Genomic DNA, 22,725 nt, shown 5'->3' on the forward strand with positions numbered 1-22,725 from the left:
ATGGCGCGAGGTGCTTTCGGTCCAATGCAAACTTGTCTCCATGACAGCCGCGTCCGAAAAGCGAGCGTCGGGCTCCGGCCAATACGACAAAACCCCCGCAACGCCTCGCTGCGGGGGTTACTGCCCGGGAGCCTCACGCCTGGCGAAGGGATCAGGCCAGCGGCAGGGCCGGCTTGATGATGGCCTCGCAGGGGCCAAAGCCGATGGAGACGTAGCCGTCAGCCGTGGCGCGGGCCGACAGGGCGATCTGGTCGCCGTCCTCGGCGAAGGTGCGGACGCCGCCGGGGATTTCAACCGGCTCTGCGCCTCCGCGGGTGATTTCCATCAGCGAGCCGAAGCCTGAGCGTTCCGGGGCCGAGATGGTGCCCGAGCCGAGCAGGTCGCCGGGGTTGAGATTACATCCGTTCGAGGCGTGGTGAGTCACGATCTGGGCGACGGTCCAATACATATTGGTCGCCGGGCCTTCGCTCAATTGCATGGCCGCGACGCCGTCCTTGCGCATGGCTTCGCTGGTGATGGAGACCTTGAGGTCCACCGACAGAGCGCCGCCGGCCTGGTCCGCTTCGTCCCAGATGTATGGCAGCGGCTGGGGGTCGCCTTGCGGGCGCGCCTTCTGGGCCACGAAGAAGGGCGCCATGGCTTCGATGGTGATGACCCACGGCGAGATCGTCGACATGAAGTTCTTGGCCAGGAACGGGCCAAGCGGCTGGTATTCCCAGGCCTGGAAGTCGCGCGCGGACCAGTCGTTCAGCAGGCAGAAGCCGGCGACGTGGTTCAGGGCGTCCTCGATCCTGATCGGCTGGCCCAGTTCGTTGCCCGCACCGATCCAGACGCCGATTTCCAACTCGTAATCCAGACGCTTGGTCGGTCCGAACGACGGCGCCTCGGCGGTCGGGGCCTTGGTCTGGCCATTGGGGCGAACCACCGGCGTCCCTGAGACGCGGATCGACGAGGCCCGGCCGTGGTAGCCGATCGGCACGTGCTTGTAGTTGGGCAGCAAGGGGTTTTCTGGCCGGAACAGGGCGCCCACGTTCATCGCGTGGTGGATGCCGACGTAGAAGTCCGTGTAGTCGCCGATCTGAGCGGGAAGATGCATGGTGCAGTCTGCGGCGGGGTGCAGCAGGGGCTGGACCTTTGCGGCGTTCGCATCCTCGGTCAGCAGCGCCGACAGGGCGTGTCGCAGAGCCCGACGCTGGCTGGCGGGCAGGCCCATATAGGTGTTCAACGTCCTGGCCTCGAGCGCCTCGGCCGACTGGCCCGGCAGCAGGCCTGCGCCAAAGGCGGCGCGGACATCGAGGATGAAGTCCCCGATGGCGACGCCGATGCGCGCATCGCCACCCCGCGGCGAGAAGACGCCCAGCGGCAGGTTCTGCACGGGGAAATCGGCGTGGCCGTTGGCGCCCTCGACCCAGGTCTTCAGATCCGGGGCGTGGGTATGGTCGACTACTGGACGGCTCACGAGTGGGGATTTCCTTTTTCGAAATTGGACCAGACGTCGTCGTAGTCCAGCTGCATGGCGGGGCTTTCCATGGCGAAGTCGGTCGTGCGGATCACGGCGCGGCTTTCGAACATGAAGGCCATGGTGTTTTCTTGCTTGTGCGGCTTGAGGTCCGCGTTGACGGCGGCGTCGTAGCTGGCCTGATCGGGGCCATGGCCGCTCATCTGGTTGTGCAGCGAGGCGCCGCCGGGCGAGAAGCCGTCGGCCTTGGCGTCATAGGCGCCGGTGATCAGCCCCATGAACTCGCTCATGACGTTGCGGTGGAACCACGGCGGGCGGAAGGTGTGCTCGGCCACCATCCAGCGCGGCGGGAAGATCACGAAGTCGCAGTTGGCCGTGCCCGGGGTGTCGGTCGGGCTGGTCAGGACCGTGAAGATCGACGGATCGGGGTGGTCGAAGCTGACGGTGTTGATGGTGTTGAAGCGACGCAGGTCGTAGCGGTAGGGGGCAAGGTTGCCGTGCCAGGCCACCACGTCGAACGGCGAGTGGTCCAGGGTCGTGGTCCACAGGCCGCCCTGGAACTTCTGCACCAGCTCGACCGGCTGATCGATGTCCTCATAGGCCGCGACCGGCGTTTCGAAGTCGCGCGGGTTGGCCAGGCCATTGGCGCCGATCGGACCCAGATCCGGCAGGCGGAACAGGGCGCCGTAGTTCTCGCAGATATAGCCCCGCGCGCTGGCGCCCTTCAGTTCGACCCGCATGCGCACGCCGCGCGGAATGACCGCGATCTGCTGCGGCTCCAGGTCGATCACGCCGAACTCGGTGACGATGGTCAGTCCGCCCTGTTCAGGCACGATCAGCAGTTCGCCATCGGCGTTGAAAAACACCCGCTCCATCGAGCGATTGCATGCGTAGACGTGGATGCCGATGCCGCCGCCGGTCCCGACGTCGCCGTTGCCGCCATAGGTGACGATGCCGTCGATGAAGTCGGTCGGCTCGCTCGGGATCGGCAGGGGATTCCAGCGCATGCGGTTGGGCGAGGGCGGCCGCTGGAACGGGGCCGTCTCCAGCCGGGTCTTGACCTCATAAGGCTTGAATGCCCCGTGGTTGGCCGAGGGCCGAAGGCGATAGAGCCAGCTGCGGAAGTTGTGCAGGCGGGGCGCGGTGAAGGCCGTGCCCGACAGTTGCTCGGCATAGAGGCCGAACGGGGTCTGCTGCGGCGAGTTCTGGCCAACGGGCAGGGCGCCTTCAATCGCCTCGCTGGCGAAATGGCTGCCGAAACCGGTCATATAGGCTCGCTGGTTTGAGCCGGAGACACCCCCAGACGGCGGGTTGTTCGAAGCCTGAACGATCATGTGCATCCGTCCCTATTTAGTTTCATTTGAAACCAGTTTGACGCGACGCCCCGAGGGTGTCAACTGTCGGTCATGAGCCCGAAGCCCGCTTTCCGCCTCGACGACTTCATCCCCTATCTGCTGTCCGTGGCGGCCAATGCGGTCAGCGACGCGGTGGCCGCCACCTATCGGACCTCGCATGATCTGGGCACGCCGGAATGGCGGCTGATCGCCGTCCTGGCCGAGGATGGCGCGCTCACGCCGCAAGCCATCGGGCGTCGCACCCGCATGGATAAGGTGACGGTCAGTCGCGCCGCCGTCGTCTTGCTAGAGCGGGGCTTTGTGCGCCGCTCTCCCAATCCCCTCGATCAACGTTCGCATATGCTGAGCCTGACGGCTGCAGGCCAAGCCGTCTATCAAGAGGTGGCGCCCCAGGCCCTACAGGTCCAGGCGAGAATCCTGGAGGGCTTCACGCCCCAGGAGATCGAAATGCTTTCGCGCCTTCTGACCCGAGCGGAAGCTGCGGCCTCCTCTGGTTCGAGATGACACGGGATCGCTGATCCTCAAGCCGCCCCTCACGTTTATTTGAGAAGCTCGGACAGAGCCCTGGCGCAGGCCATGACGTGCAGACGCGAGGCCTCGACATCAAGGTTGTTCAAAGCCACCACGCCGACGCTGGCCTCGATCCCGCTGAAGGTGTTGCCGGGCATGAGCACGGGGCTCGCCACGCCCACGGCTCCGGGCTGGATCTCGCCGATCGAGACGCTGACTCCTTTGGCGCGGGCCTGAATCACGGCCTCGCTGTCGGTGTCAGACGGCGGACGGCTGGCCAGGATGGCGTGGCCAGCGGCCCCGCGCGTCAGCGGGTGGCGGCTGCCGATCCTGTAGGTGACATGCAGGACGCTGGCGTCGGCATCGACCACGTCGATGGGAATGCAGTCCTGACCATCCGCGATCGAGATGAAGGCCGAGGCATTGGATTTGTTGGACAAGTCCTGGAGCAACGGTCGCGCGATCGACCGCAACTGCGGGGCGAACCGCGACGACAGGGGCAGGACGCCAGCGCCCAGGAAGAACTTTCCGCCAGACGCCTTCATCACCAGGCCGTGCAATTCCAGCGTCCGCACCAGTCGGTAGGTGATGGCGCGATGGAGGCCCATGCGCACGGCCAATTCGGCGACGGTCAGGCCTTCCGCGGCCTGTGAGACGGCGTGCAGGGCCGTCAGCCCGCGGTCGAGGGTCTGGACCACGTTCGGGTCTTTTTGGGCGTCCTTGCCAGCGTTTCCGACAGTTGACTGACGTGGAGCCATGCCGAGCGAATCCTTCCTCTAGAGGGGGCCTCGATCACCTAGCACGCCCCCCGCGTCCCGCGACCTGGTCTCGCATGCCTCTTGACACCGTTGGGCCAATGAGATCGATTTTAGAGCATACAAGCTCGATAAACGAGCATTCAATAATGAAAGGGAGATCATGGACGGTCACAACATGATCGGCGCTGACGCGAAATCTGCGGGGTCCTGCCCGTTCAGCGGCGCCACGCCGTCGCCCGTCGCGGACGTTTCCCGGGCGGGCAAATGTCCGTTCGACGCGACTCCCGAGACCTTCGACATGTTCGAGGGGCCGTATCAGATCGATCCGGCCGAGGCCCTGCGGTGGTCGCGAGACCGCGAGCCGGTCTTCTTCAGCGAGAAACTGGGCTACTGGATTGTCAGCCGCTACGAGGACGTGAAGGCGGTCTTCCGCGACAACATCACCTTCTCGCCGTCGATCGCCCTCGAGAAGATGACGCCCAACTCGGCCGAGGCGAACGCCGTCCTCAAGAAGTACGACTATGGCATGAGCCGTACCTTGGTGAATGAGGACGAGCCGGCGCACATGGCGCGCCGCCGCGTCCTGATCAACTCGTTCCTGCCCGAGAACCTGATTCATCACGAGGACATGGTTCGTCGCGTGACCCGCGAGTGCGTGGATCGGTTTATCGACAGCGGCGAGACCGATCTGGTCAAATCCATGCTGTTCGAGGTGCCGCTGACGGTCGCTCTTCACTTCCTGGGCGTGCCCGAGGAGGACATGGAGACGCTGCGCAAATATTCGATCGCGCACGTCGTCAACACCTGGGGACGGCCGACCGTCGATGAACAGGTCGCCGTAGCCGAGGCCGTGGGCAACTTCTGGAAGTTCTCGGGCGAAGTCCTCGACAAGATGCGCAAGGACCCGTCGGGCAACGGCTGGATGGAATATTCCATCCGCATGCAGAAGGAGATGCCGGGCGTCGTCACCGATTCCTACCTGCATTCGATGATGATGGCCGGCATCGTCGCCTCGCACGAAACCACGGCCCACGCGTCGGGTAACGCCTTCCGCCTGATGCTGGAAAACCGTTCGGCCTGGGAAGCCATCTGCGCCAATCCGGCCCTGATCCCCAATGCGGTCGAGGAATGCCTGCGCTTGTCGGGTTCGGTCGTGGCCTGGCGCCGTCTGGCCATGAAGCCGGCGGTGGTCGGCGGCGTGGATATTCCCGAAGGCGCCAAGGTGATGGTCGTACAGGCCTCGGCCAACCACGACGAGCGCTTCTTCGAGAACGCCGATGTCCTGGACATCTATCGCGAGAACACCACCGATCACCTGACCTTCGGCTATGGCAGCCACCAGTGCATCGGCAAGAACCTGGCCCGGATGGAAATCCGTATCTTCTTCGAGGAGCTGACCAAGCGTCTGCCTCACATGGAGATCGTGCCGGATCAGGAGTTCCACTACCTGCCGAACACGTCGTTCCGCGGTCCTGACAACCTGCTGGTTCGCTGGGATCCAGCCAAGAACCCCGAGCGCGCCAACCCGGGTCTGCTGGAAAGCCGGCTGCCGGTGAAGATCGGACCGCCGTCCAAGCAGGACCTGACCCGCGAAATGGTCGTGGCCGGTCTGGAACGCATTGGCGAGAACGTCCTCGGCGTCACGCTAAAAGACCCGAAGGGCGCGAGCCTGCCGCGCTGGAGCCCAGGTTCGCACGTCGATTTCGAAATCGGCGAATACAGCCGCAAATATTCGCTGTGCAGCGAGCCCTCGGCCGATACGCTCAACATCGCCATTCTGCGCGAAGACGGCGGGCGCGGCGGGTCGCTCTATTTCCATCAGAGCCTGAAGGAAGGGATGACGGTCCGCATTCGGGGCCCAAGAACCACTTCCGCCTCAAGGAAGACGCCGCCAGCTACACTTTGATCGCGGGGGGCATCGGCATTACGCCGATCATCGCCATGGCCGATCGCCTGAAGGCCCTGGGCAAGCCCTATCGCGTCCACTACGCGGGACGCGCCCGCGCCAACATGGCCCTGGTCGAGCGTCTGCTGCGCGACCACGGCGACGTCGCCACGCTTTATTGCGCCGACGAGCAGCGTCGCCTCAGCCTGGCCGAGGTGATCGGCACGCTCCCGCAGGACGGACACGTCTATGCCTGCGGCCCGGAGGAGATGCTCGCCGAGCTTCAGACCCGGATGGAGGCCGCGCCCGACCGCCTGCACATCGAGCATTTCTCGGCGGTCGGCACGGGGTTGGATCCCGACAAGGAGACGGCCTTCGAGGTCGAGCTGGCCGACAGTGAGCGCACCCTCACGGTGGCGGCGCACGAAACCCTTCTGGACGCGCTCGAAGCCGCTGGCATCGATGTCCAGAGCGATTGTCGCGAAGGCCTGTGCGGCAGCTGTGAGGTGCGTCTGCTCGAAGGCGAGGCCGATCACAGGGATAAGGTCCTGACGGCGTCCGAACGGGCAGAGGGCGGCCGCCTGATCTCGTGCTGTTCGCGAGCCCGTGATGGCGGACGACTGGTGCTCGCCCTCTAAAAGGCGCGCGCCCAACAATAAGAAACGGACAATAAGTTCATCAAATTGCGCCCGGTCAGCCGGGCCGGGGAGACCATAGTGAAACGCGTTAATCTCATGGTGGCGAGTACAGTCGGCACCACATTGGAATGGTACGATTTCTTCGCCTTCGCCATGTGCGCGGTGCTGGTGTTCGACAAGCTCTTCTTCAGCGCGGCGGACCCTTTCATGGCCACGCTGCTGGCGCTGGGCACCTTCGCGGCGGGCTTTCTGGCCCGCCCGCTGGGGGGCGTCATCTTCGGCATTCTGGGTGATCGGATTGGCCGCAAGCAGGTGCTGGTCGTCAGCCTGCTGATGATGGGCTTCGGCACCTTCGCTGTCGGCCTTCTGCCCACCTACGCCACCATCGGCATAGCCGCGCCCATTCTGTTGCTGGTCCTGCGCATCGTTCAGGGCATCGCCGTGGGCGGCGAGGCGACGGGCGCCATCCTGATCATCGCCGAATCCATGCCGTCGCGGCGCCGCGCCTTCTGGACCAGCTTCACCATGTTCGCCGGTCCCCTGGCCAATGTGCTGGCCGCCGTCGTCATCCTGGTCGTCCAGCGTCTGTTCGGCAGCGACGGCTTCCTGGAATGGGCCTGGCGCGTGCCCTTCTTCCTGTCGGCGCTTCTGATCTTGCTGGGCTTCTGGACGCGTCGCCGGGTCGAGGAATCCCCCGAGTTCGTCGAGCTCGCCTCCAAGCGCGCGACGGTCGAACACGCCCCGCTCAAGGAAGCCTTCGCGACCCAGTGGCGCCGCATGCTGACGGCGTTCTTCCTGAAAGCGTCCGAGAACACCTTCCTCTACATTTTCAGCACCTTCCTGGTGCTGATGGCGACGACCTACCTGGGCTTCGAGCGCGGGCCGGTGATGACCGCCCTGCTGTGGGCCTCGCTGTTCGAGGTCGGAGTCGTCCTCGTCGCCGCTCTTGTGGCGGACCGCATCGGCCGTCGTCCGGTCCTGCTGGTCGGCTTGTTCCTGTCGGCCATCACCAGCTTCGCCCTGTTCACGCTGAAGCCGGCTGAGACCACCCAGATGGAGCTGCAACTGTTCACCATGCTCTGCATGGGCTCGCACGGTATCATTCTGGGAGCCATGGCCGCCTTCATGGCGGAGCTGTTCCCGACCCGCATCCGCTTCACGGCCCTGTCGACCAGCTATCAGCTGGCGTCGGTGGCGGGCGGCTCGATCGCCCCCATCCTGGGCGCGATCCTGCTGAAGGTGACCGGCAGCGGTCTCGCCGTCGCCATCTATGCAGCCGTGATGTCCATACCCGCGCTGATCGTGGTCTTCCGCACCCCGGAAACCCGAGACAACCCCGCGCCTGACGCTGTGGCTCGGGTGAGCCCGAGCGCTGCGGCCAACTGATCGCTGGCCGTCTCTTCCCCGATGGCCTTCGGGCGTTCGGGGAAGGGACGGCTCGCTCCAGAACAACAAATAAGAACGAGGAAACCCCTATGGCGACCACCTTCTGGCGGCGTGCGACCCCGTGCGCCCTGAGCCTCCTGGCGACCTGCGCCCTGGCCCCCTGGCGCACGCCCAGGATGCTGCGGCCCAGCCTGTCGTCTTCGCACCCCTGCCTTACGATGACGATTTCTCCTATCTGGCCGACCCGGCGCTGCGCACCTCCCCGTGGGCGAAGCTGAAATACATCCCCGTGGGAGGGCAGGCCTATCTGACCCTGGGCGGCGAGGCGCGCCTGCGCACCGAAACCCGCGAGCACCTGAACTTCGGCCGAGGCGTCGAGGATGACGGGTTCGACTTCCAGCATCGCCTGCGCCTCTGGGGCGACCTGAACCTGACGCCGAACCTGCGCGTCTATGGCGAACTGCAGGCCACCGGGACCAATGGCGACAACGTCCCGACCCGCAACCCGGTCGACCATAACGACATCGAGGGGCATCAGCTTTTCGTTGAATACGCGGCTGACTACGGCGACGACGGCCGCTTCTTCGCTCGCGGCGGGCGACAGGAAATCCTGCTGGGCAAGGGGCGGCTGATGGACCCGCGCAACGGGCCCAACACCCGTCGCGCCTATGACGCCCTGCGCGTCCAGGCCGCCCAGGGCGACTGGCGTCTGGGCCTGATCGGGGGCCAGACGGTGCGCGATCTGAACGGCGCCTGGGCGAACGAAAGCAACAGCGACTTCACCTTCCTGACCGCCCACGCGGCGCGCAAGGTGGACGGCGTTCTGGGCAAGGGCGAGATCGAGTTCGTCTACATCCATACCGACCAGGAGACGGCCCGCGTCGCCGACTTCATTGGCGAGCGCGACACCTATTCGCTTCGTGTCGCCGCGAAAAAGGACGCCCTGTCCTATGACGTCGAAGCCATGCTTCAGGGCGGCGAGACAGCCACGGGCCAGGATGTCGAAGCCTGGTTCGTCGGGCTTGAGGCGGGCTATCAACTGCCCGGAGCGTGGAAGCCGCGTATCGGCGCCCGCATCGACGCCGGCTCGGGCGATGACGACCCGACCGACGACAAGGCCCAGGGGTTCGACGCCCTGTGGGGCCGCGGTCAGTCCTTCACGCCCGAGTTCGGCTATACCAACATGGTCCACGCCGGGATGAACCTGAACCTCAATCCGATCCCTAAGCTGAACGCCAACTTTGGCGTGACGGCCCTGCGCCGCCTGTCACGAGACGACGGCGTCTACAGCCTGGCGCCCGCGCTGATCCGGGGCGCCGATGAGGGGCAGTCGCGAGAGGTCGGAATCCGAACCACAGCCCGCTTCGACTACGACTGGAGCCGCCACGTCTCCACTGGCTTCATGGTCAACCACGTCTCGGCCGGCGACTTCCTCAAGGAAACCGGCGACGGCGAAGACCTGTTCTACACTTCGGTTTTCATCACCGCCCGTTTCTAGAGCGGCCGCATCTCCTGAATACATCAGGGTCTCACCCAGGCAGCGGGGTGAGACCCTGATTTTCAGGGAGAGGTTGCGGAGACAGCCGGAAGGGGAGTGCGGCGCATTCGAACTGGGGGTGTCGTTTCGCGGAATGGCCCCTATGCACAAAATGAGGCTTGGGGGCGAATAGCCGGACCTGACTCATCTCGGTCAATCCGAGAGTCCGCTTTCGGGATGGATGGTCGCCACGCCTGAGTGTCCGCTTGCGGACCGGGGACCTTCGTCGCTAACCGACCCTCAGGAGACTTTATCTTCGCGCGCCCTGTGAGATCAGGAAGGCAGACACGTCATGATGGCGATTACGATGCGCCTGACTTAACGGCGAGCGTAACTCTGTGCCGCCGGATCGAAGATCGACCCTAACGGCCAAGTTGACGTCCGCGCCCCTGGCGACGAGATGTCGAACTGTTTCAAGATGACCCTCTCTTGCCGCGTTGATCAGCGCAGTTTCATCATCCACGACGATGGCGTTTACGTCCGCGCCCTGTGCGATGAGATAATCAACCACCTCTGTATGGCCATGTGCAGCGGCGGCGATAAGGGGATTCCCGTCGCCAGCGGCTGGCTTGTTGACATTGGCGTCTTGCTCCAACAGCAGGCGGACCATGGCGATGTCGCCCTTTGCGGCTGCGACAATCAACGGTGTTCCGTCGCCGGAACGGAAATGATCAACATCCGCTCCATGGGCGATAAACACGCGGGCAGCTTCCGTTTCACTGTTTCGAGCCGCATCCACGAGCCAACCACCTGATGCAGTAGGGGCTACGCTTTGAGCTGCAGCGTTGAGCGCCATGCCGCCGATGACAATAGCCAGCGCCGCAGCACTGAGGAGCGTTGCCCCGCTGGAAAACCCCGTCGACTTGGACATGCATAGCTCCCTAGTGAGAGCCAACATGACAGAAACCGCGCTCTTGCCAGCTTAAGGTTTTGTCATGCGCCCGCGAGCGGACCGTCCCAATCGGAGGGGCGTCTCATGAAAACACTGATGCTGAGTTTTGGAACTGGTGAAAATTTTGATCTCGGTGGACATCGAGATGACGGCCGCTCGCGCCGCCTCGCAGCCCTTCGGGCGGCTTTCGAGCTAGGTCCCGCGTGGCACGGCGGGCGGGACGCACTCTTTCTCAGGACGGACAAGACTGTCGAGGAAGTCGTTCAATACGTCCTGCGCTTGATGGATGATCGTGATCTACGGTTGGTCGTGGAAATAGCCGATGGCGCAGACGTGAGGTTTGGGGGAACGCGTTTCGACGAGGATGGGTTCGACAAAATTTTCTCGATGGCGACAGAGGTCGATCATCCGAAAGTGTGGGCTGAAGTTCACGCTGCCCATGCAGCAGCACTAGCCAATGGCGGAAGCGACGAGGGCGCTCCTGGCCCCGCCCGCAATACGGCCCCAACTTCTATGGAGCCTACGTCCGTGATCTTGACGGCAACAAAATGAGCTTCGTTTAATTCCGCGAGCCTGCCTGATCTTTCAATGGAAAAGTCCGCTTCGGTCGTGATCGGAATTTCGCTTAAGGGTGGGAAGCGGATGATGCTGGATTATGCGGCCCGCATTTCTCCAGCGTTCAAAAACGGCGTCACTGCCGCCATCGCGCGCTGGACGTATTCCGCCTTCTCGCCGACGGGCGCGACGTAGTGGATGGCTTCTTCCGCGTCATACGGGGTCGCCGAGCGCGCAATCATCCAAGCGGCAAGGTATTGTGAGGCTAGGCAGCCACCGGCAGTCGCGACATTGCCATGGGCAGCGAAGGGCGCATCCACGACATTGATGCCCGCCTCAATGACCCAAGGCTTAGTCGTCAAATCGGTGCAGGCGGGCAGGTCGCCGATCAGCCCCAGCTTGGCTAGTAGAAGCGTGCCAGAGCACTGGGCGCCGATCAGCTGACGAAACGGGTCCAGCGGGAGGAGCGACAGGAACGTGGGGTCGGCGGCGTAATCGCGGGTCTTGATCCCGCTGCCAATCAGCACGGCGTCGGCGTCGGCCAAGAACTCCAGCGGCTTCTGGCGCTGGATCGTCACCCCAGCCATCGAGGTGACTTCCGGCGTAGGACAGGTGATGTGGGCTGCCCAGCCCTGTGACTTCATCCTGTTCAAGATGCCTGCTGCGATGAAGGAATCGAGCTCGTTGAATCCGTCAAGAGTTAGGATCGCGATCTGCATGACTGGCCTGGCTCGGGAGATGAGGATGAAGAGACAGCACGTTTGCCGGGTTACGCTGCCGACTCAAGAGCGGACATTCTCAGCGTCTGCAAAGAGTGGTTTGCGGACCTACCCCGCACTCTCTGGCAGGCGGCAATAGGCCTCCAGCAATGCAGCAAAGGACGGAGCGACCTGCTCGACCGTGCCCAAATCATGATCCCAGATGTAGACGGCGTCACTGCGATCTTTCATGCGAAACGAGAGCAGGTTGCCCGAGCTATCGGTCGCGAAAGGGGCCAGATCATCAGGATAACCGAGCGGCCTCCAATCTCGGGTAGCTTCGACAGCCTCGTCTGGTGTCAAGAAGTCGCCCAGGTGCGGAAGATCCGATCTATCGTCTATTGCGTCCCATAGTTCGACGGTCGGTCTCGGCAGGCCAATGGTTAGGACCGCGCTGCGATAGGAGCCTGGATAGGTGTAGGCCAACGCCTTCTCCGCCCGTTCCAAGGCGACCGGACGCACCTCAACTGGTGGATAGGCCTCGTGAGACCAGCGTTGACTAAGAGCGCCAAGCCAAGCCGCTGGATCATTTTTCATAGCCACCTCACAGCTTGCTGCTTCAACGGGGGACGGCGCAGTCATGCCCACAATTAGGGCCGCCGCAAGCGATGAGAGAAGGTTCATGCCTCGATCCTAGCCGGGCAGGCAATGTCCGCAACGGGTCGAACTTGGCCCTCGGCACACTGCCCAAAAGCGGACGTCCGCGCGAGGATCGGAATGTCGGCTTTCGGCGCAGGTGCGAATGGCCGCTCCTGGCGCTTCCCGACGGTGGGCTTGACCCTGTATCTACTACAGGGTGCACGATCCGCTCATGGCTAATTGCTGCGGCGACACCCTGTGCGAAACGGATCGGCCACCGGAAGGCCGATGGCGACTAGGACGGCGGACCGACACCAAGGTCGAGACTATCCGCTATTACGAGCGTATTGGCCTGCTGGCCGCGCCTGCTCGCACCGAAGGCAATTGCCGCGCCTATGGCGAGGCGGAACTGAACCGCCTCTCCTTCATCCGCCGCGCCCGCGATCTGGGCTTCTCCATCGAACAGGTGCGCGACCTTCTGGCTCTATCGGATCGCCGCGATCAGTCCTGCGCCGAAGTCGATGAACTTGCAGGGGCGCATCTGGCCGAGGTCGAACGCAAGATCGCCGATCTGGAGGCCCTGCGCCGCGGACTGTCGGCTCTGCTATCCCAATGCCGCAACGGCACGATCTCGACCTGCCTGATTATCGAGGCCCTGGGGCCCAGGCAGGCCGACTAGATGTCAGGCGAGGTGGCAATGGCCGCTCTTGATGCTGTGGCGCGAGGAGATGCTGAGAGCGTAGACTGGCAACTGACAGGGAGGCGATCGTGGTCGCGGAGGTCCAAGTCCGAGAGCCGAATCCTCTATCGGTGGCCGGCCGACACCGGGGCAGAGGAGAGGCTGCAAGCGACGCTCTCCTCATTCCAATCCACCGCGATCGTCGGGTGCTCGATATTGAACTCCGTCTTCAGTAGTCGCTCCACCGCCTGGACCACTGTGCGTGCGTCCACCTCCGGCGTCGGCCGCACATGCATGGTCGCCAGGGAGCGACCGGAGGTGATGGACCAGATGTGGACGTGGCTGATCTCGGCGACGCCCGGCACCGCTTCTTTCGCCCGCTTGATGACCGCATCCGGCGTGGCGTCGTCGGGAGCCCCTTCCAGCAGGATGTGCAACGACTTTCCAAGCAGCTTCCAGGCGCTGCCGAGGATGAGCAGGGACACCACCACGGACAAAATCGGATCGATCGGCGTCCAACCGGTCAGGGAGATGACGATGGCCGCAGCTACGGCTCCGACCGACCCCAGAAGGTCTCCCATGACATGCAGGGCGGCGCCCTTGATATTGACATGTTCGGCGTCTCCGCGGGTCAGGATCCAGAACACTAGGACATTGACAAGGAGTCCCGCGATGGCGACGGCCAGCATCGGCTCTGCCAGCACCGCCGATGGCGCCCGAAAGCGCTGCCACGCCTCGTAGACGATCCACCCGACAATGGCGAAAAGCGTGATGGCGTTGATGAAGCCGGCGACCACCTCGAAGCGAAGGTAGCCGAAAGTTCGTCTGGCATCGGCCAAGCGACGGCCGAAGCGGAAGGCGAGGTAGGCCAGTCCGAGTGCCGCCGCGTCGGCCAGCATATGACCCGCATCCGCCAGCAACGCCAGCGAGCCCGAAAGCAGGCCGCCGACCGTTTCGACGATCGTGAAGGTGAAGATCAGGCCAAACGACAGAAGGACCTTGCGCTCGTTGCCCTGGGTGACGACCGGCGTGTGGTCGTGATCGTGGCCCGCATGATCATGACAGGCGTGTGCGTGCGACATGGAATGCCCCTTCCGGAACTCAGTTGGGCGCAGCTTCACGCGTTCGCTGCATGAAAACGGGGGCGGTGATGAGGATCAAGCCAACATTGGTCGCCACATGACCCCAATCGAAATAGGCGACATGGATGACCAGCATCGTCGTCTCAAGCGTCAGCATCAGCATCGACGCCAACACAAGTACGGGGCGCCCCAAAGACCGCGAGAAGAGCGGGGCCACCACTGCGATCGCCAGCAAGACCTCCACCGCACCGAGGGCGCGGACCATTTCCAGAGAAACCTGGGCCGGCCATGACAGGAGAATGACCAGCATGTTCATGGGTTCAGTCAGCTTGGCGTAGCCGGCGGCCAGGAAGAACATCGCCAGCCAGCCCTGCAGGGTCCAAATTGCGAGGTTTCGGTAGGTTTCGGGCCAATGTCTCATGCCTTTTCAGCCTCCGGCATGCGACGTCGCGTTGAGAAACAGGTCGTGGCGAGGCCCTCCAACACACGTGTTGGAAGAGCTGTCGCGCTATACGCCTCGCCGGCCGCCCGGGTCCGGGCGCGCTCGACAGATGCGGCAGGCGCAGCAGCCCCGGGCGCATGTTCAAGAAGGCCGTCGCCTGCCGCGAACATCGAGCGTCCGACGCAGGCAAGACCAGAGGCGCCTTTCGGCAAAGACCCATCGACACTTGGCCGCAGGGCGATGATGGAGGCCATTGGAACTGCTCCCGCTATGACATCCGACATGGAATGGAGTTTCCAACGATGGGCAGGTCAACCCCCTCGCCATCTCCCTTTCGCGCCGCTTCCTGCCCTCCGAACCACGAGCATTTGCGTCCGAAAGTCATTCGCCCTAGGGCGATTGACTAGTCCATTAAAGACCAATGGTCGCATTCGAAAAACTCGAAGCTCAAGCAGACGGTTGACTCTCCCATAGGGGCAAAGTTTAGACCGGCCACGGTTACTGCTGAAAGGTTTGCCTCATGTCGGCCCCGCCGTGCGGATTTATAGATTTGTCGATTCCCGATATGAAATTCGGAGGCTGTGTCGCTTCCATTGAGAAGGCGAACCATACAGTGGATGCCCCCGCTTCGATCAGGGCCGATATCCAGGCACACAGCATTAAGGTCGCGACCGGTTCCAGTCGTCAGGGTCGGCTGAGGTCGCTGAATGTCGCGGGCTATCCGGCAAGGGAGGATTGAGCATGGACAGGCGGAAGATCACTTCCCTCGCCGTCGGCGCCGCCCTCCTGGGGAGCGCTGGCTTTGTGCTGGCTGGCCTGCCCACTACCGTCCAGGCCTCGGAGATGACGGTTTACAAGAGCGACTCCTGTGGCTGTTGCGGCGGTTGGGTCGAACACATCCGCAAGGCCGGCTACGCCATTCGTATCGTCCCGACCGACGACCTGGGCCCGGTGAAGGCGCGACTCGGGGTGCCGGAATCTCTTTGGAGCTGTCACACGGCCGTGGTCGACGGCAAGGTGATCGAGGGGCACGTCCCGGCCATCGCTGTGAACGCCTTCCTGAAGGCTCCTGGCGCCTCACGAGGCATCGGCGTGCCCGGAATGCCGATCGGGTCGCCCGGCATGGAGGCGCCCGGCTATGTTCCGGATCGCTACGACGTCATGCGCTTTGGGGCGGGTCGAACCGCGCCCTTCATGACGTTCCGAGGCGCTGAGCCTGCAGCGCGCTAGCCGCAAGCGGTCCCCTAAGATGGTGAGGGACGCGCGCGCCCGGCGCGTAGATCACATCGCGGCCAGTGTCGGCCAGAGACTGTGGAGACTGCGCGTGCGTCATTCAAACCTCGCCTCTTTCGTGGCCGTCGCAGCGGCTGTGACGAGCCTTGCCGGGCCGGCGGCGGCGCACGCCCGTCTCGTCAGCGCGACGCCGGCGCCCGGTTCCGCCGTGTCCGCGCCCCGGTCGATCAGCCTGACCTTCAGCGAGCGGACCGTGGCGGCCTTTTCCGGCTTCGACGTCGTGAACGCCGCGGGCGCGAAGGTCGCCACCAGGGTCGCTGTCTCACAGGACGGCAAGACCCTGACCGGGACGCTGGCGCGGCCGCTGCCCGCCGGCGCCTATGTCGTCAATTGGCGCATCGCTTCCAAAGACGGCCACCGCATGACCGGCCGCTACGACTTCACCGTCCGCTGAAATGGTCGACATCTGGATCGTCGTCCTGCGCGGCGTGCAGTACGCCGCCGGGGCGTTGCTGCTGGGGCTGCCCGCCTTCATGCTCTACAGTCAGCGGGCCGTCGCGTCGCTGGAGCTGCGCTGGCCGCGTCAGGTCCTGATCTGGGCGGCGGCGGCGCTGGCTGTGGCCGCGCCCGCCGCCTTGCTGGCCCAGACCGCAATGATGGCCGGGTCGTTGAATGAAGCCGTCAAGCCCGCCTCCCTGGCGTTCATGGTCACAGGCATGGGATTGGGCAAGGCGCTGATGGTGCGGACGCTGGCGGCCGCCCTGGCCCTGGGGGCGACCCTGCTGCTGCGGCCCGGTCGTCCGACGTGGAGCGTGCTGACGCTGCTGGGCGTCATCGTCTCGGCTAGTTTCGCCTGGACCGGCCACGGCGCGGCGACCGAAGGCGCGGGCCATGCGGTGCATCTGATCTCGGACGTGGTCCACGCCGTGGCCGCCTCCATCTGGATCGGGGCCCTGGCCGCCTTCGCCGTCCTGATAGGTCGGCGGCCGTCCAGCAATCCCTCCTGGGACGCCAGCGTGGCGCGTAGCCTGACCGGCTTCGCCGGGGTCGGCACGGCGGCGGTCGGCGCCCTGGTCGTGACCGGCCTGATTAACAGCGCCTTCCTGGTCGGGCCGTCGAAGGCGCTTGAACTGTGGACCAGCCCCTATGGCGATCTTCTGATGATCAAACTTGTCCTGTTCGGCCTGATGGTCGGCCTGGCGGCGGTCCACCGCTTTCGCCTCGCGCCTCTGATGGCCAGGGACGCCGGTCAGGCGCTTCCCCATCTGAAGAAGAGCCTGACGGTCGAGTTCGCTGTGGCCTTGGCGATTCTGGCCGTGATCGCGGTCATGGGAACGCTGCCGCCACCCGCAGCCCTGTAGCGACGGGTCCTAGAGGGCGGCCTTGCGGCGGGCCGCCCGCACCGCCCGCACGGTCTTCAAGTCGCGCGCCAGGCGGATCCACAGCAGGATGAAGCCCGTTACCACGATGCTGAGCGTCAGGGCCGTCAGGCCGATCAGTAAGGGGTGGTTGAAGTTGTCGCCGTCCTCGAAGTCCAGGATGTGGAGCCGCCAGAAGAAGTCGTAGAAGCGCCAGACCGCCGAGCGCCGCGTCACCACCTCGCCGGTCTGCGGCGACAAATAGAAGGTAGTGCGCTCGGCGTTGTTGAAGTCCACGCGCCAGATCGGCCCCTCGCGCCCCGTCTCCTTCGGCGCCTGATCCAGCAGGACCGCCGGCCTGGGCGCCGCCTCGCCTCGATAGGCCGCGACCGCCAGGGCCGAGGCCTCGTCCGCCGTCATGGCCGTGAAGGGCCGGCCGGTCGCAGCGGCCACGGTGACGGGCGCGCCCTCAAGCGGGGTCAGGACCCAGGCCGGCCCGCGCTGCGTGGTCTTCAACTCGGCGCGCGCGGGCGCCACGCCGGCCAGACGCGCGGCTTCGGCCAACGGCAAGGCCTGATCCAGCGGCAAGGCGGCGGGCGCCGCAGCCTTCAGACGGTGCTCGCTGCGCACGGTCTCGATCGGAATGGCGGTCATGACCAGGCCGCCCGCGACCCAGAACAACACCTGCAGCCCCACCGCCAGGCCCACCCACTTATGAATCTGGGTTGAATAACGCAGAACCTTCATCGCTTCCCCCTCAAGCTCAAGGCGCAGCGGCCGCGACGGCCGAATGAACCCTATACGCCTATCGACGCGCGCCCCCTCATGCGCTTTCAAGGGAAGGAACGACGGGGCGCGTATCCACCGTCGGGGCCGCGAGGATTTGCAATGACCGACGACATCGAGCGCATGCTGGCGACGCCGCTTTCGAGCGACGAAGCGGCGCACCTGACTGGGCTGGAAGGCCGCGTCTGGCGGCGCATAGAGGAGCGGCAGGCGCAGCGCCGCCAGGGTCAGGTGCGCCTGGCCGTCCTGGCCTTCGCGCTGCTGGTCGGCGTGACCAACGGCGGCGTCCTCGGCCAGACCTTCAAGCCCCGGCCGTCCGACATTCAGGTCTTCAGCGTCTCGGCCGGCCTGTCGCCGATGACGAGCGTCGAGTTTGGCGGATGAGCTCGAACTGGAAGTCGATCGCCCTGACCGTGGTCCTGGCGGGCCTGGCCAGCGCCGGCGGAGCCTGGCTGGGCGCCGGCTGGATGATGCAACGGCATGAGACGCCCGGCTTGCATGAGATCGTGCATCAGAAGCTGGACCTCACGGTCGAACAGGACATCCGCCTGGACGAGATCGAGGCCCGCTTCGCCGTTCGGCGCGAAGCGCTGGAGGCCGACGTCCGCGCCGCCAACCGCGAACTGGCCCAGGCCATCGCCGCCAGCCAGGGCGACAGCCCCGAGGTGCGAGCCGCGGTCGATCATTTCCACGACGCCATGGGCGCGCTTCAGAAAGCGACCATCGCCCATGTGTTCGAGATGCGCGCGGTGCTGACGCCGGAACAGGCTCGGGTCTTTGACAGGGAAATCGCCGGCGCCCTGACGCAAGAGCCCAGGTAAGCCCGGGGTGGCGGCCGACGACGACACAGACGAAATCCGTGCCGCGCAGGGCGATCGACGCGCCTTCTCCGCCCTGATGGCGACGACCAGCGGCGAGCTGTACCGCTTCGTCCGCCGGTATGTCGGCGATGCGGACGAGGCTCAGGACCTACTGCAGGAAACCTACGCCTCCGCGTGGCTGGCCATCCGGCGCTATGATCCGACGCGGCCCTTTGCGACGTGGCTGCGCAGCATCGCCGTCAACAAGTGCCGCGACTGGGGCAGAAAGCGGACCGTGCGCCGCATTGTGCGCGGCGTCATGGGATTGGACGGTCCCGAAGCCATGGCCGTGGGCGAGGAGGCGCCCGAGGCCGAGGCACGGCTGGACGCCCGCCGCCGCATGGCCGACCTTGATCGCGCCCTGGCCGACCTGCCCGACGCGCTGAAGGCGCCGCTTCTGCTGGCCGCCCTGGAAGGCCGCTCTCACGCAGAGATCGCCGAAGTCCTCGGCGTCACCCCCAAGGCGGTGGAAACCCGCATCGCCCGCGCGCGACAGAAACTGAACCTGGCCCTGATGGGTTGAGGCCGACGCACGTCGAAAACCAGAGGTCTGGACCTTGGCAGAGCCTGCGGCGCCCTGCCGCAACAGGGGGGGCGAGGGGCCATCGCATTCTTCGCGTATCACCATCATCCTCTTTCCCGCGCGCCAGCCTTGGCGAACGGCTACCTTGAGATCTGAACGACATGGCGACATCATCCCTGGACCGTCGAACCCTGTTGAGAGGCGCCGCCCTGGGCGGCGGCATCCTGGGCCTTCAGGGCCTGTTGCCCGCCTGGGCCCAGACGGGGTCGGCTGGCTTGCGCGCCGACCTGCCGACGCTGACGGGGCCGAACATCGACCTGACGGTGGGCCGCTCCGACTTCACCGTCGGCGGCCGCACGGGCCACGCGGTGACGGTCAACGGCCTCTTGCCCGCGCCCCTGCTGCGGATGCGCGAGGGCCAGAACGTGCGGCTGTCGGTCACCAATACGCTGGACGAGGACACCTCGATCCACTGGCACGGTCTCCTGCTGCCCTTCCAGATGGACGGGGTGCCGGGGATCAGCTTCCCCGGCATCAAACCGCGCGAGACCTTCGTCTATGAGTTCCCGATTAAGCAGTCGGGCACCTACTGGTACCACAGCCATTCGGGACTTCAGGAAGCGATCGGCCACTATGGTCCCATCGTCATCGACCCGGCGGGCGCCGATCCGGTCGGGTATGACCGTGAGCACGTCCTGGTCCTGTCGGACTGGAGCTTCCTGCATCCGCACGAGATCCTCGACAAGCTGAAGAAGAGCCCCGGCTACTTCAACATGCAGAAGACCACCCTGGCCGGTCTGCTGGACGGATCCGACCGCATGAACCTGGCCGAGCGGCGGATGTGGGGCTCCATGCGCATGGACCCGCGCGACATCCTGGACGTCAACGGCTCGACCTATACCTACCTCGTCAACGGCCACGGGCCGGACGAGAACTGGACCGGCCTGTTCCGGCCCGGCGAGCGGGTGCGGCTACGCGTCATCAACGCCTCGGCCATGTCGATCTTCAACGTCCGCATTCCTGGGCTGGCCATGACCGTGGTCAACGCCGACGGCGAGAACGTGCGCCCGGTCGAGGTGGACGAGTTCCAGATCTCGGTCGCCGAGACCTATGACGTCATCGTCCGTCCCACTGAGGATCGCGCCTACACCATCGTCTCCGAGGCCATCGACCGTTCGGGCATGGGCCGGGCGACGCTGGCGCCGCGCCTGGGCATGGCGGCCGAGGTCCCGCCGCTGCGTAAGGTCCCGAACCTGACCATGAAGGACATGGGCATGGGCGGCATGGATCATGGCGGAATGGACCACAGCGCCATGGGCCACGGCGCTGCCGACGCCGACCACGCGGCCATGGGCCACGGTACGGCGGCGGGCGCGGCCGCAACCGCCGCGCCGATGAACCACGGCGGCATGAGCCACAACATGCGCGACCCGAACAACGCCCCGGCCGACATGGCGGTCGGCGTCGGCGTGGACATGATTTCGCCCGCCCCCTCCAACCGCCTGGCCGACAGGCCCCAGGGTCTGGATGACGTCGATCACCGCGTACTGGTCTACGCCGATCTGGTCTCGCTGACGCCGAACCAGGACCGCCGCGAGCCCTCGCGCACCATGGAGATCCACCTGACCGGCAACATGGAGCGGTTCATGTGGGGCTTCGACGGGCGGAAATTCTCTGAGGTTGTCGAGCCGATCCGCTTCGAGCTGAACGAGCGCGTGCGCGTCACCCTGGTCAACGACACCATGATGGCCCACCCCATCCACCTGCACGGCCACTTCTTCGAACTGGTGAACGGTCATGACGGCCACCAGCCGTTGAAGCACACGGTCAACGTCGCCCCCGGCGGCAAGGTCACCTTTGACCTGACCGCCGACGCGCCCGGCGATTGGGCCTTCCACTGTCACCTTCTGATGCACATGCACGCGGGCATGTTCAACGTCGTGACCATTCGCCCGCTGGATGGAGCCGCCTCGTGAAGTCCCTCTCTCTCTCGCTTGCGCTCGCACCGCTGATGCTGGCCGCGGGCGGCCCCGCCCTGGCCCAGAGCCATGCCGGACATGCCGGACATGCGCCCGCTGCCGCGCCCGCTGCTCAAGCGGCGACTCCGTCGGCCAAGCCCGCGCACGACTGCCCGATGATGCGTGACGGCAAGCCCTGTCCCATGCACGGCGCAGCCTCCAGCGCACAGGCCGGACCGCACGGCGGCCATGACATGAGCGGTCAGCCCGGACCCGGCACTGCTGCGGCCGATCCCCACGCGGGCCACGCCATGGCTCCGGCCACAACGGCCCAGGCTGACCCGCACGCCAGCCACGACATGAGCAGCCACGCTGGACACAGCGCTGCTGCGGCCGATCCCCACGCGGGCCACGCCATGGCTCCGGCCACAACGGCCCAGGCCGACCCGCACGCCGGCCACGACATGAGCAGCCACGCTGGACACAGCGCTGCTGCGACCGATCCCCACGCGGGCCACGCCATGGCTCCGGCCCCAGCGGCCCAGGCCGACCCGCACGCCGGACACGACATGAGCAGCCATGCCGGACACAGCGCTGCTGCGGCCGATCCCCACGCGGGCCACGCCATGGCTCCGGCCCCAGCGGCTCAGGCCGACCCCCACGCCGGTCATGACATGAGCGCGACACGCGGCGATCCGAATATCCCGACCAGCGTGGACGCCGTCGGCGGCCGCATGGTCGAGACTCCGCCCCCCGCCGCGGCCCGCGCAGCCCCGGCCCACGCCGCCGACCTGCTGTTCGACCCGGACGTCATGGCTGCAGCGCGCAGGCAGTTGCTGGCCGAGAACGGCGACATCCGCTCGACCGCCGTATTCATCGACACCATCGAAGCCAATTTCGGCGACGGCGCCGAGGGCTACAGCTGGGAAGCCCAGGGCTGGACGGGCGGCGACATCAACCGCTTCTGGTGGAAGACCGAGGGCGAAGGCGAGTTCGGCGGCAAGCTGCACGAGGCCGAGTTCCAGGCCCTCTACAGCCGCGCCATCGCCCCCTTCTGGGATCTGCAGGCAGGCGTGCGCCAGGACATCCGTCCCGACGGCGACGACACGACCCACCTGACCGTCGGCGTCCAAGGCGTGGCCCCCTACTGGTTCGAGATGGGCGCCGCCGCCTTCCTGTCGACCGAGGGCGACCTGACCGCCCGCTTCGAAGCCGAATACGACCAGCGCATCACCCAGAAGTGGATCCTGCAGCCGGCGCTCGAACTGGACATGTCGGCGAGCGACATCCCGGAACTGGAGCTCGGCTCGGGCCTGACCTCGGTCACGGCGGGGCTGCGCCTGCGCTATGAAATCCGCAAGGAGTTTGCCCCCTATGTCGGCGTCGAGTGGAGCCGCTCGCTGGGTGACACGGCCGATTACGCCAAGGCCCGCGGCCAGGATCCCGAGGACACGCGCTTCGTGGTCGGCCTCAAGGCCTGGTTCTAACACTG

The 22,725-nt window shown here is 65.4% G+C and carries 24 protein-coding genes; 15 read left to right on the forward strand and 9 right to left on the reverse strand.

Translation table 11 applies throughout. The features are described from left to right. Positions 1 to 151 precede the first annotated feature (151 nt). Positions 152 to 1,459 carry a fumarylacetoacetase gene (gene fahA, locus D8I30_RS11595; protein WP_121482882.1) on the reverse strand — a complete coding sequence of 436 codons (1,308 nt, stop codon included), beginning with the start codon at positions 1,457 to 1,459 and terminating at the stop codon, positions 152 to 154. Beyond that, positions 1,456 to 2,727: a homogentisate 1,2-dioxygenase gene (hmgA, locus tag D8I30_RS11600; protein ID WP_121482883.1), complete on the reverse strand. Its 1,272-nt coding sequence runs from the start codon at positions 2,725 to 2,727 to the stop codon at positions 1,456 to 1,458. Before hmgA ends, fahA begins: the two co-directional genes overlap by 4 nt. Positions 2,728 to 2,865: 138 nt before the next feature. Here hmgA and D8I30_RS11605 point away from each other — a divergent pair, with 138 nt between their 5' ends. After that, the gene (locus D8I30_RS11605) at positions 2,866 to 3,318 is read left to right on the forward strand and encodes a MarR family winged helix-turn-helix transcriptional regulator (protein ID WP_121482884.1); all 453 of its coding nucleotides are present in this window, start codon (positions 2,866 to 2,868) and stop codon (positions 3,316 to 3,318) included. Between the two features lie 35 nt (positions 3,319 to 3,353). On the opposite strand, the gene D8I30_RS11610 is transcribed toward D8I30_RS11605, so the two are convergent. Then, positions 3,354 to 4,022 carry an IclR family transcriptional regulator gene (locus D8I30_RS11610; protein WP_205570706.1) on the reverse strand — a complete coding sequence of 223 codons (669 nt, stop codon included), beginning with the start codon at positions 4,020 to 4,022 and terminating at the stop codon, positions 3,354 to 3,356. A 220-nt stretch (positions 4,023 to 4,242) separates the two neighbouring features. Between D8I30_RS11610 and D8I30_RS11615 the strand changes: the two genes are divergently transcribed. The 4 genes from D8I30_RS11615 (at position 4,243) to D8I30_RS11625 (ending at position 9,489) form a co-directional block, all read left to right on the forward strand. Then, a complete protein-coding gene (locus D8I30_RS11615; RefSeq protein WP_205570707.1) occupies positions 4,243 to 5,988 on the forward strand; it encodes a cytochrome P450 in 1,746 nt (581 codons plus the stop codon). 35 nt (positions 5,989 to 6,023) lie between these two features. Continuing rightward, positions 6,024 to 6,605 (forward strand): flavin reductase family protein, encoded by a 582-nt coding sequence (locus tag D8I30_RS14585; protein WP_205570708.1) that lies wholly within the window; start codon positions 6,024 to 6,026, stop codon positions 6,603 to 6,605. A 78-nt stretch (positions 6,606 to 6,683) separates the two neighbouring features. Beyond that, positions 6,684 to 7,991: an MFS transporter gene (locus tag D8I30_RS11620; protein ID WP_205570709.1), complete on the forward strand. Its 1,308-nt coding sequence runs from the start codon at positions 6,684 to 6,686 to the stop codon at positions 7,989 to 7,991. Positions 7,992 to 8,112: 121 nt separating this feature from the next. Then, positions 8,113 to 9,489, forward strand: coding sequence for an alginate export family protein (locus D8I30_RS11625; protein WP_162938891.1), 1,377 nt, complete (start codon positions 8,113 to 8,115; stop codon positions 9,487 to 9,489). Between the two features lie 289 nt (positions 9,490 to 9,778). On the opposite strand, the gene D8I30_RS11630 is transcribed toward D8I30_RS11625, so the two are convergent. After that, positions 9,779 to 10,399, reverse strand: a complete 621-nt coding sequence (locus D8I30_RS11630; protein WP_162938892.1) for an ankyrin repeat domain-containing protein — start codon at positions 10,397 to 10,399, stop codon at positions 9,779 to 9,781. A 105-nt stretch (positions 10,400 to 10,504) separates the two neighbouring features. Between D8I30_RS11630 and D8I30_RS14590 the strand changes: the two genes are divergently transcribed. After that, a complete protein-coding gene (locus D8I30_RS14590) occupies positions 10,505 to 10,972 on the forward strand; it encodes a hypothetical protein (RefSeq protein ID WP_205570710.1) in 468 nt (155 codons plus the stop codon). 101 nt (positions 10,973 to 11,073) lie between these two features. Here the strand turns inward: D8I30_RS14590 and D8I30_RS11640 are convergent, their stop codons facing one another. Together D8I30_RS11640 and D8I30_RS11645 are read right to left on the reverse strand one after the other, a co-directional pair. Further along, positions 11,074 to 11,694 carry a DJ-1/PfpI family protein gene (locus D8I30_RS11640; RefSeq protein ID WP_121482888.1) on the reverse strand — a complete coding sequence of 207 codons (621 nt, stop codon included), beginning with the start codon at positions 11,692 to 11,694 and terminating at the stop codon, positions 11,074 to 11,076. Between the two features lie 108 nt (positions 11,695 to 11,802). Further along, positions 11,803 to 12,357 carry an SMI1/KNR4 family protein gene (locus D8I30_RS11645; protein ID WP_121482889.1) on the reverse strand — a complete coding sequence of 185 codons (555 nt, stop codon included), beginning with the start codon at positions 12,355 to 12,357 and terminating at the stop codon, positions 11,803 to 11,805. 187 nt (positions 12,358 to 12,544) lie between these two features. On the opposite strand from D8I30_RS11645, the gene D8I30_RS11650 reads away from it, so the two are divergent. Continuing rightward, entirely contained in the window at positions 12,545 to 12,991 is a 447-nt protein-coding gene (locus D8I30_RS11650) for a MerR family transcriptional regulator (protein WP_121482890.1), read from the forward strand. Between the two features lie 125 nt (positions 12,992 to 13,116). Here D8I30_RS11650 and D8I30_RS11655 read toward each other — a convergent pair whose 3' ends face one another. Further along, positions 13,117 to 14,073 carry a cation diffusion facilitator family transporter gene (locus tag D8I30_RS11655; RefSeq protein WP_121482891.1) on the reverse strand — a complete coding sequence of 319 codons (957 nt, stop codon included), beginning with the start codon at positions 14,071 to 14,073 and terminating at the stop codon, positions 13,117 to 13,119. 19 nt (positions 14,074 to 14,092) lie between these two features. Beyond that, on the reverse strand, positions 14,093 to 14,494 hold the full coding sequence (locus D8I30_RS11660; protein WP_240387232.1) for a DoxX family protein: 402 nt from the start codon (positions 14,492 to 14,494) through the stop codon (positions 14,093 to 14,095). Between the two features lie 762 nt (positions 14,495 to 15,256). On the opposite strand from D8I30_RS11660, the gene D8I30_RS11670 reads away from it, so the two are divergent. The 3 genes from D8I30_RS11670 to copD all read left to right on the forward strand — a co-directional run bounded on the left by D8I30_RS11670 (position 15,257) and on the right by copD (position 17,109). Further along, on the forward strand, positions 15,257 to 15,745 hold the full coding sequence (locus tag D8I30_RS11670; RefSeq protein WP_121482892.1) for a DUF411 domain-containing protein: 489 nt from the start codon (positions 15,257 to 15,259) through the stop codon (positions 15,743 to 15,745). A gap of 121 nt (positions 15,746 to 15,866) precedes the next feature. After that, positions 15,867 to 16,202, forward strand: a complete 336-nt coding sequence (gene copC / locus D8I30_RS11675) for a copper homeostasis periplasmic binding protein CopC (protein WP_240387233.1) — start codon at positions 15,867 to 15,869, stop codon at positions 16,200 to 16,202. A 1-nt stretch (position 16,203) separates the two neighbouring features. Then, a complete protein-coding gene (copD, locus tag D8I30_RS11680) occupies positions 16,204 to 17,109 on the forward strand; it encodes a copper homeostasis membrane protein CopD (RefSeq protein WP_121482894.1) in 906 nt (301 codons plus the stop codon). A gap of 9 nt (positions 17,110 to 17,118) precedes the next feature. Here copD and D8I30_RS11685 read toward each other — a convergent pair whose 3' ends face one another. After that, positions 17,119 to 17,853 carry a PepSY domain-containing protein gene (locus tag D8I30_RS11685; protein WP_121482895.1) on the reverse strand — a complete coding sequence of 245 codons (735 nt, stop codon included), beginning with the start codon at positions 17,851 to 17,853 and terminating at the stop codon, positions 17,119 to 17,121. Between the two features lie 141 nt (positions 17,854 to 17,994). On the opposite strand from D8I30_RS11685, the gene D8I30_RS11690 reads away from it, so the two are divergent. The 5 genes from D8I30_RS11690 to D8I30_RS14840 all read left to right on the forward strand — a co-directional run bounded on the left by D8I30_RS11690 (position 17,995) and on the right by D8I30_RS14840 (position 22,720). Continuing rightward, positions 17,995 to 18,276, forward strand: coding sequence for a hypothetical protein (locus D8I30_RS11690; RefSeq protein WP_121482896.1), 282 nt, complete (start codon positions 17,995 to 17,997; stop codon positions 18,274 to 18,276). After that, positions 18,273 to 18,713, forward strand: a complete 441-nt coding sequence (locus D8I30_RS11695) for a Spy/CpxP family protein refolding chaperone (RefSeq protein WP_121482897.1) — start codon at positions 18,273 to 18,275, stop codon at positions 18,711 to 18,713. The genes D8I30_RS11690 and D8I30_RS11695 overlap by 4 nt, the downstream gene beginning before the upstream one ends. 7 nt (positions 18,714 to 18,720) lie before the next feature. Then, complete coding sequence (locus D8I30_RS11700) at positions 18,721 to 19,275, forward strand: RNA polymerase sigma factor (RefSeq protein WP_121482898.1); 555 nt, start codon at positions 18,721 to 18,723, stop codon at positions 19,273 to 19,275. A gap of 161 nt (positions 19,276 to 19,436) precedes the next feature. Next, complete coding sequence (locus tag D8I30_RS11705; protein WP_121482899.1) at positions 19,437 to 21,251, forward strand: copper resistance system multicopper oxidase; 1,815 nt, start codon at positions 19,437 to 19,439, stop codon at positions 21,249 to 21,251. After that, on the forward strand, positions 21,248 to 22,720 hold the full coding sequence (locus D8I30_RS14840) for a copper resistance protein B (protein ID WP_240387234.1): 1,473 nt from the start codon (positions 21,248 to 21,250) through the stop codon (positions 22,718 to 22,720). Before D8I30_RS11705 ends, D8I30_RS14840 begins: the two co-directional genes overlap by 4 nt. Positions 22,721 to 22,725: the final 5 nt, after the last annotated feature.

The organism is Brevundimonas naejangsanensis, assembly GCF_003627995.1.
GTDB lineage: Bacteria > Pseudomonadota > Alphaproteobacteria > Caulobacterales > Caulobacteraceae > Brevundimonas > Brevundimonas naejangsanensis_B.